The 13,166-nt window shown below is 69.4% G+C and carries 17 protein-coding genes; 10 read left to right on the top strand and 7 right to left on the bottom strand.

The window, feature by feature from the left end; translation table 11 throughout:
• Nucleotides 1-34 precede the first annotated feature (34 nt).
• From IEX91_RS06750 to IEX91_RS06740, 3 genes are all read right to left on the bottom strand, one after another.
• Entirely contained in the window at nt 35-1,096 is a 1,062-nt protein-coding gene (locus tag IEX91_RS06750) for an ArsA family ATPase (RefSeq protein WP_188877874.1), read from the bottom strand.
• Nucleotides 1,097-1,927: 831 nt separating this feature from the next.
• A complete protein-coding gene (locus IEX91_RS06745; RefSeq protein WP_188877872.1) occupies nt 1,928-3,025 on the bottom strand; it encodes a pyridoxal phosphate-dependent aminotransferase in 1,098 nt (365 codons plus the stop codon).
• 25 nt (nt 3,026-3,050) lie between these two features.
• A complete protein-coding gene (locus IEX91_RS06740; protein WP_188877871.1) occupies nt 3,051-3,335 on the bottom strand; it encodes a DUF7571 family protein in 285 nt (94 codons plus the stop codon).
• A gap of 167 nt (nt 3,336-3,502) precedes the next feature.
• Between IEX91_RS06740 and IEX91_RS06735 the strand changes: the two genes are divergently transcribed.
• The 3 genes from IEX91_RS06735 to IEX91_RS06725 all read left to right on the top strand — a co-directional run bounded on the left by IEX91_RS06735 (nt 3,503) and on the right by IEX91_RS06725 (nt 4,961).
• Nucleotides 3,503-3,862, top strand: a complete 360-nt coding sequence (locus IEX91_RS06735; protein ID WP_188877870.1) for a nuclear transport factor 2 family protein — start codon at nt 3,503-3,505, stop codon at nt 3,860-3,862.
• 74 nt (nt 3,863-3,936) lie between these two features.
• Nucleotides 3,937-4,452 (top strand): CinA family protein, encoded by a 516-nt coding sequence (locus tag IEX91_RS06730; RefSeq protein ID WP_188877869.1) that lies wholly within the window; start codon nt 3,937-3,939, stop codon nt 4,450-4,452.
• Complete coding sequence (locus tag IEX91_RS06725) at nt 4,449-4,961, top strand: metal-dependent hydrolase (RefSeq protein ID WP_188877868.1); 513 nt, start codon at nt 4,449-4,451, stop codon at nt 4,959-4,961. The genes IEX91_RS06730 and IEX91_RS06725 overlap by 4 nt, the downstream gene beginning before the upstream one ends.
• Before the next feature lie 16 nt (nt 4,962-4,977).
• Here the strand turns inward: IEX91_RS06725 and IEX91_RS06720 are convergent, their stop codons facing one another.
• Nucleotides 4,978-5,733 (bottom strand): PHP-associated domain-containing protein, encoded by a 756-nt coding sequence (locus tag IEX91_RS06720; RefSeq protein WP_229772812.1) that lies wholly within the window; start codon nt 5,731-5,733, stop codon nt 4,978-4,980.
• A 91-nt stretch (nt 5,734-5,824) separates the two neighbouring features.
• On the opposite strand from IEX91_RS06720, the gene IEX91_RS06715 reads away from it, so the two are divergent.
• On the top strand, nt 5,825-6,109 hold the full coding sequence (locus IEX91_RS06715; RefSeq protein WP_188877866.1) for a hypothetical protein: 285 nt from the start codon (nt 5,825-5,827) through the stop codon (nt 6,107-6,109).
• A 109-nt stretch (nt 6,110-6,218) separates the two neighbouring features.
• Nucleotides 6,219-7,325, top strand: coding sequence for a zinc-binding dehydrogenase (locus IEX91_RS06710; RefSeq protein ID WP_188877865.1), 1,107 nt, complete (start codon nt 6,219-6,221; stop codon nt 7,323-7,325).
• Nucleotides 7,326-7,385: 60 nt separating this feature from the next.
• On the opposite strand, the gene IEX91_RS06705 is transcribed toward IEX91_RS06710, so the two are convergent.
• From IEX91_RS06705 to IEX91_RS06695, 3 genes are all read right to left on the bottom strand, one after another.
• Nucleotides 7,386-7,823: a transcription elongation factor Spt5 gene (locus IEX91_RS06705; protein ID WP_188872009.1), complete on the bottom strand. Its 438-nt coding sequence runs from the start codon at nt 7,821-7,823 to the stop codon at nt 7,386-7,388.
• Nucleotides 7,824-7,826: 3 nt separating this feature from the next.
• Nucleotides 7,827-8,003, bottom strand: a complete 177-nt coding sequence (locus tag IEX91_RS06700; RefSeq protein WP_188877864.1) for a protein translocase SEC61 complex subunit gamma — start codon at nt 8,001-8,003, stop codon at nt 7,827-7,829.
• 75 nt (nt 8,004-8,078) lie between these two features.
• Nucleotides 8,079-8,534: an MGMT family protein gene (locus IEX91_RS06695; protein WP_188877863.1), complete on the bottom strand. Its 456-nt coding sequence runs from the start codon at nt 8,532-8,534 to the stop codon at nt 8,079-8,081.
• 94 nt (nt 8,535-8,628) lie between these two features.
• On the opposite strand from IEX91_RS06695, the gene trpC reads away from it, so the two are divergent.
• Genes trpC through IEX91_RS06670 form a run of 5 tightly spaced genes read left to right on the top strand, consistent with a single transcriptional unit; the run spans nt 8,629 to nt 13,129 of the window.
• Nucleotides 8,629-9,396 (top strand): indole-3-glycerol phosphate synthase, encoded by a 768-nt coding sequence (trpC, locus tag IEX91_RS06690; RefSeq protein WP_188877862.1) that lies wholly within the window; start codon nt 8,629-8,631, stop codon nt 9,394-9,396.
• Complete coding sequence (trpB, locus tag IEX91_RS06685) at nt 9,393-10,661, top strand: tryptophan synthase subunit beta (RefSeq protein WP_188877861.1); 1,269 nt, start codon at nt 9,393-9,395, stop codon at nt 10,659-10,661. Before trpC ends, trpB begins: the two co-directional genes overlap by 4 nt.
• The gene (trpA, locus tag IEX91_RS06680) at nt 10,658-11,491 is read left to right on the top strand and encodes a tryptophan synthase subunit alpha (protein ID WP_188877860.1); all 834 of its coding nucleotides are present in this window, start codon (nt 10,658-10,660) and stop codon (nt 11,489-11,491) included. The genes trpB and trpA overlap by 4 nt, the downstream gene beginning before the upstream one ends.
• Before the next feature lie 26 nt (nt 11,492-11,517).
• A complete protein-coding gene (locus IEX91_RS06675; protein ID WP_188877859.1) occupies nt 11,518-12,297 on the top strand; it encodes a 2-amino-3,7-dideoxy-D-threo-hept-6-ulosonate synthase in 780 nt (259 codons plus the stop codon).
• Nucleotides 12,298-12,340: 43 nt separating this feature from the next.
• Nucleotides 12,341-13,129: an SDR family NAD(P)-dependent oxidoreductase gene (locus tag IEX91_RS06670; protein ID WP_188877858.1), complete on the top strand. Its 789-nt coding sequence runs from the start codon at nt 12,341-12,343 to the stop codon at nt 13,127-13,129.
• Nucleotides 13,130-13,166 lie beyond the last annotated feature (37 nt).

Below are 13,166 nucleotides of genomic sequence, written 5' to 3'. Positions count from 1 at the left end.
TCACCCCTAGTAATAATCATTATCGTTTCGCCCGTCAGGCGAGACACGCCGCGACGACCCGGAGCGCGTCGGGGCCGCGGACCTCCTCGGCCAACAGCGGGACGCGTTTCACGTCGTGACCGCGGAAGAGGTCGTGGGCCTCCGCGAGCGCGTCCTGCTGGACGTCCCAGCGGCGTTGGCAGAACTCACACTCGTCGAGGTTCGGCGAGACGAACGTCTCCGGGGGGATCTCAGGCACCACGTCCACGAGCGGCTCCATCACTTTGTTGACGACGACCGTCGAGACCGGGATGTCGAACTCGGCCAAGCGCTCGCGTAAGCGCGTCGCCTCGACGACGCTCATCCCCTCGGGGACGGTGACGATCCGGAAGTCCGTCCGCGCGGGGTCGGTCAGGACGGCGCGCAGACGCGTCACGCGCTCGCGGACCTCCTCGACGCCGGCCGTCCCCGCGTCCGCGCCCGCGTCGTCACCGGCGCCGAACATCCCCTTCATCGAGTCCATCATCCCGCCCATCTTCTCCCGGAACTTCAGCATGCGGCCCATCATCGAATCCATCAACTCGGGGAGTTCGAGCAGGCGGAGCGTGTGACCGGTCGGCGCGGTGTCGACGACGACGCGCTCGAAGCGATCGTCGTCGAGGTACTCGACGAGCAACTGCATCGCCGCCGCCTCGTCAGCGCCCGGCATCGGTCCGCCGAGGGGATTCGCCGACTCCCCGCCCGCACCGCCCAGCAGGTCGCCGAGGCCGCCCATCGGTCCCGCGCCCGCACCCTCCTCGCCGCCGAGGCCCATCGCGCCCGCGCGCTCCATCGCCTCGTCCGGGTCGATCTCGACGCCCCAGAGCGGGACGTCCTCGCGGAGCCGCCCGGGTCGATTCGGCACGTCGACCCCGTACGTGTCGGAGAGGCTGTGCGCCGGGTCGGTCGAGACGACGAGCGTCGGCGTCCCGTCGGTCGCGCTCGCCAGTCCCGTCGCCGCCGCCATCGTCGTCTTCCCGACGCCGCCCTTCCCGCCGTAGAGGACGTACTCCGCCGTGCCCGCCGCGACGCTCGGCGCGTCGAGGTCCTCGACGGCCTCCACTTCGAGTTCGCTCATACGTGGATGAGGGAGTTCCGGAGGGGTAGGCTCTCTGGTCCGCGCGAGCGAAGTAAGTAAGCGACTAGCGGGGCCGGAGGTCCCGCGAGGGGGAAAACTCCCGGTCGCTGGAGGCGACCGATGAAACTCGCGCCGACAGAGCGAGTACGCTGAACCGCAGACCACACCGGGAACGTTCGACGTAGAGCAGCCATTGAACGTTCGATAGAGGGCGGATCAGCCTACTGCGTGGACACGACCGCGTCATACGTGTGGTTGTCATATCTCACGTAGCGGTAGTGAGTCCACGGGTGGACACTGACATTCTTCGGCACGTCAGCGATCCCCTTCTGAAGCGCGTGCTTGAAGACCCGCTGTTGGGCAGGAGTCAGCTCATCGAATTGGACCGCATCGCCGGATGAAACGTTCCCGTCTGCTTGCTGAACGTGAAGGTGGTACTGTGAGTTCTGGTTGTTCGATGGCGATAGAGGGTTTATAGCGGCACAGCCTGCAAGGACGATTAAGCACACTGCAACGAAGGTGTGGAGGGAGACACGGACCATATACTGAGCTGATGGTTATCTGTCAGATACTTTCAGGGGGTGTTCCTACTCAGTCATTCGATAGGCAACAGACCGGACGCCCGTTCCACGACGAGCGACGGCGAGTCGAACGACGCGGGCCAGCGTTCGCGGGACGAGTGGTCCGACAGGACCCGGTAGTCCCGCGATTCACTCGCGGCTTCGCCGCGAGGCGCGAGGACCCCTGAAGGGGGTCCGATGCGCTTTTGTCGTAGCTTTTGCCAGCGAGTGAGCGAAGCGAACGAGCGCGGCAAAGGGTACGTTAGGTCGTTTAGAAGTACTCAGCCAGTCGTTCGGCGGCGGTGTCGACGCGCGGGGAGACGAGCGCGAAGCGGAGCCAGTCGCTTCTGGCCGCTCCGAATGCCTCGCCGGGCATCCCGGCGACGCCGGCTTCGTCGATGAGGCGCTTCGCGTTCGCCATCGTGCCGGGGTAGTCGGGGAAGCGCGCGAGGACGTAGAAGGCCCCCTCGGGCGTGGTGTACGCCGCGCCGGCGCGATCGAGGGCGGCGGTGAAGGTCTCGACCCGCTCGCGGAGGCGCTCGCGGTTCGCCTCGTGGTAGGAGGCGTCCGTCGTTCGCAGCGCCTCCAGGACCGCGGCCTGCGCGGGGCGGCTCGTCGCCACGTTCGTCAACATGTTCCGCGTCCGGGCCGCGGGGGCGTCGCGCGCGGGGAGAACCACGTAGCCGACGCGGAAGCCCGTGATGGCGTACGTCTTCGAGAAGGAGTTCGTGACGACGACGTGCTCCGAGTTGAGCGCGAGCGCCGACGTGAACTCGCCCGTGAAGTCGAAGTGGTCGTACACCTCATCAGAGACGAGCATGGCGTCGTAGTCCTCGGCGACGGCGGCGAGTTCGCGCATCGTCTCCTCGCGGTAGACGGCCCCCGTGGGGTTGTTCGGCGTGTTGACGACGATGCAGGCCGTCTCGTCGCTCGCCGCGGCGCGGACGTCGGCGGCGTCGAGGCAACCCGTGTCGTCGACGGGAACGAAGCGCTGGACGCCGCCGAGCATCTCCGCCTTACCGGGGTAGTAGGGGTAGACGGGATCGGCCATCAGGACCTCGGAGCCGTCGAAGCGTTCGAGGGCGCGCGCCATCCCGAGCGTGTTCGCCATCCCGCCGCCGTTCGTCACGATCACGCGCTCCGTGGCGACGCCGCGGCGCTCGGCGATTCGCTCGCGGAGCTCGCGGAGGCCGGCGCTCGGCGGATACTGGAACTGTTCGCCGCCGGTGTCCGCGTAGTCGTGGAGGCCCTCGCTGATCCCGTCGGGCGCGCCCCAGTCGGGGTTCCCCGACACCATGTCGACGACATCGCGCTCGGCGGCGTCCGCGTACTGCATCACCGTGAAGAAAAGCGGTTCCTCGTACTCCATACGGGGGAGCGCGGCCGCGAGGCGGTTAAGCGCTTCCCGACGAGGACGAGGCCGCGTCGCGCGTCCACCCGGGATCGCGCCCGGTCCGCGCGATGCGCCCCGCCCGGCACGCCGGGCAGTAATCGGGGGCCTCCTCGGCGCTCCGCGGGACGTACACCGCACCGCCGCACTCGACACACGCGTCCGCGACGACCGTCGCGCAGTCGGCGCAGACGTTGAAGTCGTCGACCGTCAGGTCGCGGAGGGGTTCGAGTTGTTTGTCCAGGACGTACTCGTCGATGACCGACTCACAGTTCTGGCACGGTTGCATGGCGATCCGTATTGCCGTCTGTTGGCATGAACCATATAGCTGTCCCCCGATCGGGCGGACGGCGCGGTGGGGGAGTGGGTAGGTGAGTACAGCGCGCACGTCGGCCAATAGGACCGTCGCGCCGCGGGGCCGAACCGCTTAGGTAGCCGACGCTCCCCATCACGGGTATGACGGACAACGCGGACCCGGACGCGGCGCGACGCTACTACGACCTCGTCGACGACGAGGACTACGAGGGGTTGCTCGGCCTCTTCAGTCCCGATGTCGTCTACGAACGCCCCGGACAGCCGGCCATCGAGGGGCTCGCGGACATGGAGGCGTTCTACGAGACCGGCCGCCCGCTCGAAGACGGCGAGCACACCGTCTTCGACGTCGTCGCCGACGGCGACACCGTGGCCGTCCGCGGACGCTTCGAGGGCGTACAGGACGGCGAGTCGGTCGCCTTCGGCTTCGCCGACTTCCACGAGTTCGACGGGGAGGGGTTCATCGCGCGGCGCTACACCTACACGGATCGGGACACGGTCTGAGGACAGTACGACAGTGCCGCGGCGAGCGCGGGACGCCCGCAACTGCAATACCCTCCCCGCGACTACGCCGGGGTATGCGTGACTACGCCGACGACCCGCCGATCGAGGAGCGCCTCGGCGACGCCCTCCGTTCCGCCGGTGACACGATCGCCACGACGGAGTCCTGCACGGGCGGCCTCGTCGGGTCGCTCCTCACGGACGTTCCCGGCTCCTCGGACTACTTCGATCGAACGTACGTCACCTACACGTACGACGCGAAACTCGACACGGGCGTCTCCCGCGAGGCCCTCGACGGCCACGGCGCGGTGAGCGAGCCCGTCGCCCGCGAGATGGCGCGCGCCGTCCGCGACGCCGCGGGGACGACGTGGGGCGTCTCCACGACCGGGATCGCCGGCCCGACGGGCGGGAGCGGGGAGAAACCCGTCGGCACCGTCTACGTCGGCGTCGCGCACGCCGGCGAGTGGGGTGCGGACGACACCTACACGACCGTCGAGCGCTACGTCTTCGACGGCGATCGCACCGAGATCAAAGAACAGATCGCGCGGCGGGCGCTCGACGACGTCCTCGCCGCCGTGGAGGCCCGCGAGTGAACAAGAAAGACCACATCCTCAACGGCGGCCTGCTCGGGATCGGCCTCGGCTTCGTCCTCCACCCGGAGGGGAACGTCCAGACGCTCGTCACGATGGCCGCCGTCTTCGTCCCCGTCGTCCTCGGCGCGCTGGTCCCCGACATCGACACCGAGTTCGGCCGGCACCGAAAGACCCTGCACAACGTCTTCGTCGTCGCCGTCCTCTACGGCTACACGATCTACTTCTCGAACCTCCAGTGGGTGTGGATCGGCGTCGTCTCCCACTTCGTCCTCGACGTCCTCGGCTCGAAGCGCGGCATCGCGCTCTTCTACCCGCTCTGGGACGAGGAGTTCGGCACGCCCGTCGGCGTCACGACGTCCTCGCAGTACGCGACGGTGATCACGATCGTCATCACGCTCGTCGAGCTCGGCGCGATCTACGCCCTGCTGACCTACGCGCCGAGCGTCATCCCGACCGTCGATCTCTCCGCGGTCTCCGTCTCCGTGCAGGCCCTGGGGTCGGGGGTCTGAGGGAACGGTCTCGGTTTCAGTAGACCCGCACGTCGTCGAAACGCTCCTCGTACGCGATGTGGCGCGGGTGCGTCGGTTCCATGCCCGAGAGAAGGATGCGATCCGCCTTCTCGTAGGTGTTCTCCCACGCGAGGTGGCAGAACTCCGCGCGACAGCGGAGGGTGTGTCGCCAGCCCGTCCGGTGTTCGACGCGCCGCGGCGCACCCGCCTCGAAGGCCGCACAGAGGTCGGCCGCGCTCTGGATGTCGCGCTCGAACGTCGTCCACACCTCGCCGACCGTCGCGCGCCGGTGGGCGTAACTCGACCCGAAAGCGGTGAGGCCGTGCGCCTCGACGAGTTCGCGGGCGCGATCGTTCTGGTACGGCCACTGCTTGGGGTTGTACACTTCGCCGGCGGCGATCCGATCGCCGTAGCGCTCGACGTCCGCGGACCCGAGGCTCACCGTGGCGAACGTCGGGTGGGGCGCGAGCACCGTCGCGTCCTGCGCGTCGAACGCCTCGAACGCGCCGTCGAGCGTGATGAAGTCCGGGACGGGATCGTCGAGACCGAGCGCGAGCACGTGTCTGCGCTCCTGCCACGGGCCGGTGAACACCTCGCGCGCCGGCACGACGAGGAGGTCGTCGTCGGTGAACGCGTCGGCGCGCTCGCGGATCGCGGGGAGGCGCGTGAAGTGCGGTGCGTACACGAGCACGTCGATGCCGCGGGCCTTCGCGCGCGCCGCGACGTCGGCGTCCAGGACTTTCACGTGTGGATCGACGCGGGTCTCCGTCACGCGACGGCGTACGCGGGGCGAGGCTTTTAGCGTTACACTTTCGCGCGCCCGGCCGGACGCTTTTTCTACGCGCCGCGAGACGCTACCGATCATGCCCGACGACTGGCGCGACGACGACATCGACGCCGTGCTCCGCGTCCTCTCGCAGGGCGCGATCGGCGTCTCACCCGCCGGAATCGCCGCGAACGCCGACGCGCTCCTCGACGAACACCTCTCGATCACCGACGTCGAGGCGGCCCTCGACGCCCTCGCCGAGCGCGACGTGGTCGAGACGCTCGACGCCGGCGCGGCGGGCGCGTACTACCGACTCACCGATCACGGTCGGGATTACGTCGACGCCGAGTTCGCGGCGAACGCCTTCGGCTACGTGGATTAACCGAACGGAGCCGCCACCGCGCCGTCAGCGGACGGCACGGCCGTGAGCGAGTGGAAAGCGGGTCGTTCGCGGGGCAAGGACTATACCGCTCGTTCGTATCGATACCGGTGTGCCGACGAACGCCACGGGCCGACTCGCGTACCTCGCAGGCGAACGCGAGGTCGAGATCCGCGAGTATCCGGTCCCCGACCCCGAACCGGGCGCGCTTGTCACCGAAGTCGTCCGCGCGAACGTCTGTGGCTCCGAGCTGCACATCTGGAACGGGACCCATCCGCTCCTCGACCGGATGGTGCTCGGTCATGAGGCCCTCTGTCGCGTCAGCGACCTCGGCGAGGGCGTGACGACCGACTACGACGGCGAACCGATCGCGGAGGGCGACCTCGTCGCGCCCACCTACTTCGTCGCCTGCGGGAAGTGCGCGGCGTGCGGCCGCGGGGAGTTCCGCTCCTGCGAGAACGCCCTCTCCCACTGGGTGAAACACCCCGACGAGTTCCCGCACTTCCACGGGACCTTCGGGACGCACTACTATGTCCACCCCGAACAGTACTTCTACAAGGTCCCGGAGAACATCCCCGAGGGCGTCGCGGCGGCCGCGAACTGCGCGCTCACGCAGGTGCTCTTCGGGCTCGAGGAAGTGGACCTCTCCTACGGCGAGACCGTCGTCATCCAGGGCGGCGGTGGCCTCGGGCAGAACGCCATCGCCGTTGCGAACGAGTTCGGCGCGGAGACGATCCTCGTCGAGGGCGTCGAAGAGCGCATCGAGCGCGCGCGCGACTTCGGCGTCGACCACGTCGTCGACTTCCGCGAGTACGACACCGTCGAGGCCCGCGCGGATCGCGTCGCCGAGCTCACGGACGGCCGCGGCGCCGACATCGGCGTCGAGGTCGCGGGCGTCCCCGAGGCCTTCGCGGAGGGCCCACACCTCCTGCGCAACGGCGCGCGCTACCTCGAGATCGGGAACATCACGCCCGGCCACACGACCGAGTTCGACCCCGCGCTCCTCACGCGCAAGAACATCCAGGTGACGCCGACAATGCACTACGACCCGTGGTATCTCGGCAAGGGCCTCGACTTCCTCTCGCGCACCGTCGAGCGCTACCCCTACGCGGAGTTGATCGACGCGGGGTTCGACCTCGTCGACGTCTCGACGGCGCTGCAGAAGGCCGACGACCGCGAGATGACGCGTCCGTCGCTCGTTCCCGGTCACGAGCACTGACGAATCGCGCACGGGTCGACTCGTCCCGCGCTCGTATCGCCGAGGAGCGCTCCGCTCTGCTCAGCGTTCCTCGCTGTCGAGCACGCGGATCTGGTCGCCCCGGACCGTGACCGGGATGGGGACGGTCGCCTCGTAGAGTTCGACGGTGACCTGATCTTTGCCCTCGTCGATGCGCTGGACCTGCGCTTTTTCGCCCTTGAACGGGCCGGCGATGAGTTCGACGATGTCCCCCTCCGCGATGCCCTCGACGTCGGGCTTCGGGCTGAGGAAGTGCTCGACCTCGCTGATCGAGGACTCGCCGGGCACCATGCTGCGCGCGTGCGGGATCTCCTCCATGACGCGCGAGATGACGGCGTCGTTGTCCGCCTCGACCATCACGTAGCTGGTGAGCGCGTCGGGCGCGAGAACGGCGTGGATCTCGTTCTCCTCGCGGTTGGCGATCATGCTGGCGACCGTCTGCTCCTGACTCGCGGTCGTCTTGACGGCGAACACTCCCATGCGTCAGACACCCGTCCCGGGGATGAAGCCCATGACGAGGAAGATGACGAAGCCGATGATGCCGATGAGGAGGATACCGGCCCCGGCGATGAGGGCGATCTGGGAGAACTCCTCCCACTCCGGGGTGCTCGCCAGTTTCAGCACCCGCGTGTACGCTGAAAGCTCTAGGGGAACGTCCATACGGGAGGTTCGTCGTCGGTCCTTTTCTATCTTCCGCAACGGTCCGCGCCAGCGTGGTGGGGCGTCGACGCGAGGTTACAGGCCTTCGAGGCTCCGGAGTTTCTGCTCGACCTCCGGCGGCGCGCCGCTCGGGGCGTCCCGAACGCGATGATCGGGGACGACGAGCGGAACGGGGTTCTCCGCGAGCGCGGTGCGCGCCAGCTGGCGGTCGGCCTCCTCGTCGGCGTCGAGACCGGCCGTCATACGGGTGAGCGTCTCGACGGTGACCTGCTCGCCGTAGCCGATCTGGCGCACCGTTTCGAGGACGGCGCGCTGGTCGGTCGCCATCGTGAGCCCGACGGCGACGTCGGCGAAGTCGTCGGCCACGCCCTCGAAGTAGGCGTTCAGTCGCTCGAAGAGCGGGTGGTCGTCCCGCGCGTCGTCGTCCGGGTCCTTGGGGAAGGAGACGTCGATGATGCGGTCGCCGGCGACGCCGAGTTGCACGTAGCGATCGAGGTACGTCGGGGCGAACGCGTAGATGCCGGCGTCCATACGGGTCCGGTCGGCCAGCGCGGACTTCAAGGTTCGTGGTCCGGGCGATCGGAGGGAAACGCTCTTGTACAGATGCGTGCATTAGTGTACAGTAATGGACGATGATTTCGCACCACAGGTGCGCTCGATCCTGCGCGCGGCGCGCGAGCGCGACGTCGCGGGCGGCCGGGTGTCGGTCGACCCGCGCTCGCTCGGAGCGGCCGTCGCGGACGCCAAGGCGGACGGACGGGTGCCCGTGATCGCGGAGGTGAAACCGACGAGCCCGACGACCGAGGGCGAGCGACGCGACGACCCCGTCGAGCTCGCCGAGGCGATGGTCGCCGGCGGCGCGAGCGCCCTCTCGGTGCTCACCGAGCCCGAGCACTTCGGCGGCTCGACGGCGAACCTCGAACGGATACGGGCGGCCGTCGACGTCCCCGTCCTCCGCAAGGATTTCGTGGTGCGCGAGGCGCAACTGGACGCCGTCGAGGCCGACGTCGTGCTCCTCATCGCGCGGTTCGTCGGCGACGACCTCGGACGCCTCCACGACGCGGCGCGCGAGCGTGGCTTTCAGGTGCTCGTAGAGGTCCACGACCGCGAGGAGGTCGCGCGCGCGCTCGACGCGGGCGCCGAATACATCGGCGTGAACAACCGCGATCTCGCCGAGCTCGACGTCGACCTCGGGACGTTCGAGGAAGTGGCACCCGCGGTCCCCGACGACGTGACGCTGATCGCGGAGAGCGGGATCACCTCGCCCGCGGACGTCCGACGGATGCGCGCGGCCGGCGCGGACGCGCTCCTCGTGGGCTCCGCGATCATGGACGGCGACGTCGCCGCGAACACCGAAGCGTTGGTGAACGCGGAGGTGGTGGAGTCCACATGAGCCGACGCGAGACCGCCACGGACGCGAGCACGAACGCGGACGATGGCGCGGGGAAGTTCGGTCGCTACGGCGGCCAGTACGTCCCCGAGGTCCTGATGCCCGCGGTCGAGGAACTCACCGACGCCTACGAGCGATACGTCCTGAACAACGAGGACGGCTTCGTGGACGACTTCCGCGAGCGCCTGCGCGACTTCGGCGGGCGACCCACGCCGCTGGGACGCGCGGACAACCTCTCCGAGCGGTACGGCCTCGACGTCTACCTCAAGCGCGAGGACCTCCTCCACGGCGGCGCGCACAAGCTGAACAACGCGCTCGGGCAGGTCCTCCTGGCGAAGTACATGGGCAAGGAGCGGATCATCGCGGAGACGGGCGCGGGCCAGCACGGCACCGCGACGGCGATGGCCGCCGCGTACCTCGACATGCCCTGCGAGATATACATGGGCCGGACGGACATCAACCGCCAGCGTCCCAACGTCTTCCGGATGCGCACCCACGGCGCCGAGGTCAACCCCGTGACCGTCGGTTCTGGGACGTTGAAGGAGGCGACGAACGAGGCGATGCGCGACTGGGCGACGACGGTCGAGGACACCCACTACGTCATCGGCTCCGTCGTCGGACCCCATCCGTTCCCGACGATGGTGCGCGACTTCCAGTCCGTCATCAGCGAGGAGGCCCGCGAGCAGGCGCTGGATCAGCTCGGCCGGCTCCCGGAAGCCGTCGTCGCCTGCGCGGGCGGCGGCTCGAACACGATGGGCGCGTTCCACGAGTTCGTCGACGACGAGGACGTCGCCCTCTACGCGGTCGAAGCGGGCGGGTCCGGCCTCGGCGTCGAGGCATCTGAGGAGTACGCGCCGAACTCCGCGAGCCTCGGCACCGGTACCGTGGGCGTGCTCCACGGCGCGAAGACGAAGCTCCTCCAGACGGCGGAGGGACAGATCGTCGAGTCCCACTCGGTCTCCGCCGGCCTCGACTACGCGGGCGTGGGCCCCGAGCTCGCGCACCTCGTCGATTCGGAGCGCGTGACGCCCGTGAACGTCGATGACGACGCGGCGCTCGCGGCGTTCCACCGGCTCTCGCGCGAGGAGGGAATCATCCCCGCCTTGGAGTCGAGCCACGCGATCGCTTACCTCGAACACTACGAGGGGGACGGCCCCGTGATCGTGAACGTCTCCGGGCGCGGCGACAAGGACCTCGACACCGTCATCGAGGAGTCCGAGAAGCGGGACCTCGAGGAGGCCCCGGACATGGAGGTGTTCCGCGCGTGAGCGCCGACGACGTCACCGCGGCGTTCGCGGACGGCCCCGCGCTCGTGCCGTACGTCGTCGCGGGCGATCCGAGCGCCGACGCCACCGAAACGTACGTCGAAGCGCTCGTCGAGGGCGGCGCGGACGTGATCGAGCTCGGCCTCCCGTTCAGCGAGCCGATCGCGGACGGTCCGACGATCCAGGAGGGCATCCGGCGCGCGCTCGACGCCGGAATGACGCCAGCGCGCTACCTCGACCTCGTACGCGACCTCGACGTCGACGTCCCCATCGTCTGCATGACGTACTACAACCTCCTCCTGCAGTACGGCGAGGGGGACGGGGTCGACGCGTTCGTCGAAGCCGCCGCGGACGCGGGCGTCTCGGGGCTCATCATTCCCGACCTCCCCGTGGAGGAGTCCACGGCGCTCGAAGCCGCCTGCGAGGCACACGACGTCGCGCTGATCTTCATCGTCGCGCCGACCACCACCCCGGAGCGCATCGAGCGCATCCTCGAACGCGCCTCGGGGTTCATCTACGTGCAGGCGCGCATGGGGACGACGGGCGCGCGCACCGACGTCTCCGAGGACACCTACGAGAGCCTGGAGCGCCTCCCCGAGGGGGATCTCCCCTACGCGGTCGGCTTCGGCGTGAGCGAGCGCGAACACGCGAGGGCGATCGTCGAGGGCGGCGCGGACGGCGTCGTCGCCGGCAGCGTCTTCGTCGACGCGATCGCCGCGGCGGAGAGCGTGGAGGCGGCCGCCGACGCCCTCCGCGAGAAGGCGGCGGAGCTGAGCGCCGGGATCGAGGACGCCACGCGGGGCGAAGCGCCCGAACCGGAAACGACAAAGTAGCCCGTACGGTACCACGTACCAACACGATGCACACGGGTACACGGGCGCGCCTCGACCGGATCGGCACGGACGGCAACTACCTCACAGTCCCGATGGACCACGGGGTCACGCTCGGGCCGGTCGCGGGCCTGCGCGACATCGAGACCACGATCGACGCGGTGACGCGCGGCGGCGCGGACGCCGTCCTCACGCAGAAGGGGATCGCCGAGCGCGTCCACCCGAACAAGAACGACGCGGGCTACATCGTCCACCTCAACGGCTCGACCGTCATCGGCCCGGACGAGAACGACAAGCGCCAGACGGGCACGGTCGAGGACGCCGTGCGCGCCGGCGCGGACGCCGTCTCGTTCCACATCAACGTCGGGAGCGACCACGAGCCCGAGCAGCTCACCGCGCTCTCCGAGGTGACGAGCGAGGCCCATCGGTTGGGACTGCCCGTGCTCGCCATGGCGTACGCCCGCGGTCCCGGCGTCGACGGCCACGACCCCGAGTCGCTCGGGCACGCCGTCCGCCTCGCCGAGGAGCTCGGCGCGGACCTCGTGAAGACCGCCTACTCGGGCGACACCGAGAGCTTCGAGCACGTCGTCGGCTCCACCGCCAAGCCCGTCATCATCGCCGGTGGCAGCCCCGAGGGAGATCGCGCGACGCTCGCCGCCGTCCGCGGCGCGATGGACGCCGGCGGCCGCGGCGTCTCCATGGGGCGCTCGATCTTCCAGCACGACGACCCCGAGGCGATGGCGCGCGCCGTCTCCGCCGTCGTCCACGACGACGCCAGCGTGGACGACGCCCTCGCGTACTTCGACTGAAGCCCGCCGGTTCCTTTTTTCCCCGCGGCGCCGATCGGTCACCGTGGGACGACTCAGCTACGACTTCGAGGGCGAGACGGTGATCGTGACCGGCGGGAGCTCCGGCATCGGGCGCGCGGTCGCCACGCGCTTCGGCGACGCGGGCGCGACGGTACTCGTCGCCGACGTGGACGAGGAACCGCACGACGTGGACGCCGTCGTGCCGACCGCACAGCGTATCCGCGACGACGGGGGCGAGGCGCACTTCGTCGAGACAGACGTCTGTGATCCCGACGAGGTCGAGAGCGTCGTCGACGCCGCTCACGAGTTCGGCGGCGTCGACGTGATGGTGAACAACGCGGGGATCAGTCGACAGGCGCCGTTCCTCGACATCGACCCCGACGACCTCGACGCGCTCTACGGGGTGAACGTGAAGGGGGTCTTCGTCGGCACGCAGGCCGCGGGCCGCGACATGATCGAGCGCGACGATCCGGGCTGTGTCGTCAACACCTCCTCGATCAGCGCGGAGGTGAGCCAGTTCGGCCAGTCCGCCTACGACGTTTCGAAGGCCGCGGTGGGGATGGCGACGCGCGGGGCCGCCCTCGAACTCGGCGAGCACGGCGTCCGCGTGAACGCGGTCGCGCCCGGCCACATCGGCACGGAGATCACCGAGGGGTGGACGGCGGAGGCGCGCTCGTACGACCGCGAGAGCGACCTCCTCAAGCCCCTCCCGCTCGGCCGCGCCGGCACGCCCGCGGACGTCGCGGGCGCGTTTCTCTGGCTCGCGAGCGAGGACGCGGGCTACGTGACGGGCGAGACGGTGACCGTCGACGGCGGGTGGCTCGTGACCTGACGGCGTCGGCCGCGTCCCCACGCGACGGCCCGAGCGT

It is taken from the genome of Halarchaeum nitratireducens, from assembly GCF_014647155.1.
Classification (GTDB): domain Archaea; phylum Halobacteriota; class Halobacteria; order Halobacteriales; family Halobacteriaceae; genus Halarchaeum; species Halarchaeum nitratireducens.
The sequence above is the reverse complement of the archived record's forward strand: the minus strand, read 5'-3'. Positions and strand labels throughout refer to the sequence as shown.

Coding starts and splice junctions, on each gene's coding strand:
- IEX91_RS06700 (WP_188877864.1), bottom strand. CDS start 8,003: ATGGACGTTCCCCTAGAGCTTTCAGCGTACACGCGGGTGCTGAAACTG.
- IEX91_RS06715 (WP_188877866.1), top strand. CDS start 5,825: ATGCCCGACGACTGGCGCGACGACGACATCGACGCCGTGCTCCGCGTC.
- IEX91_RS06750 (WP_188877874.1), bottom strand. CDS start 1,096: ATGAGCGAACTCGAAGTGGAGGCCGTCGAGGACCTCGACGCGCCGAGC.
- IEX91_RS06730 (WP_188877869.1), top strand. CDS start 3,937: ATGCGTGACTACGCCGACGACCCGCCGATCGAGGAGCGCCTCGGCGAC.
- IEX91_RS06735 (WP_188877870.1), top strand. CDS start 3,503: ATGACGGACAACGCGGACCCGGACGCGGCGCGACGCTACTACGACCTC.
- IEX91_RS06705 (WP_188872009.1), bottom strand. CDS start 7,823: ATGGGAGTGTTCGCCGTCAAGACGACCGCGAGTCAGGAGCAGACGGTC.
- trpB (WP_188877861.1), top strand. CDS start 9,393: ATGAGCCGACGCGAGACCGCCACGGACGCGAGCACGAACGCGGACGAT.
- IEX91_RS06695 (WP_188877863.1), bottom strand. CDS start 8,534: ATGGACGCCGGCATCTACGCGTTCGCCCCGACGTACCTCGATCGCTAC.
- trpC (WP_188877862.1), top strand. CDS start 8,629: ATGGACGATGATTTCGCACCACAGGTGCGCTCGATCCTGCGCGCGGCG.
- IEX91_RS06740 (WP_188877871.1), bottom strand. CDS start 3,335: ATGCAACCGTGCCAGAACTGTGAGTCGGTCATCGACGAGTACGTCCTG.
- IEX91_RS06745 (WP_188877872.1), bottom strand. CDS start 3,025: ATGGAGTACGAGGAACCGCTTTTCTTCACGGTGATGCAGTACGCGGAC.
- IEX91_RS06675 (WP_188877859.1), top strand. CDS start 11,518: ATGCACACGGGTACACGGGCGCGCCTCGACCGGATCGGCACGGACGGC.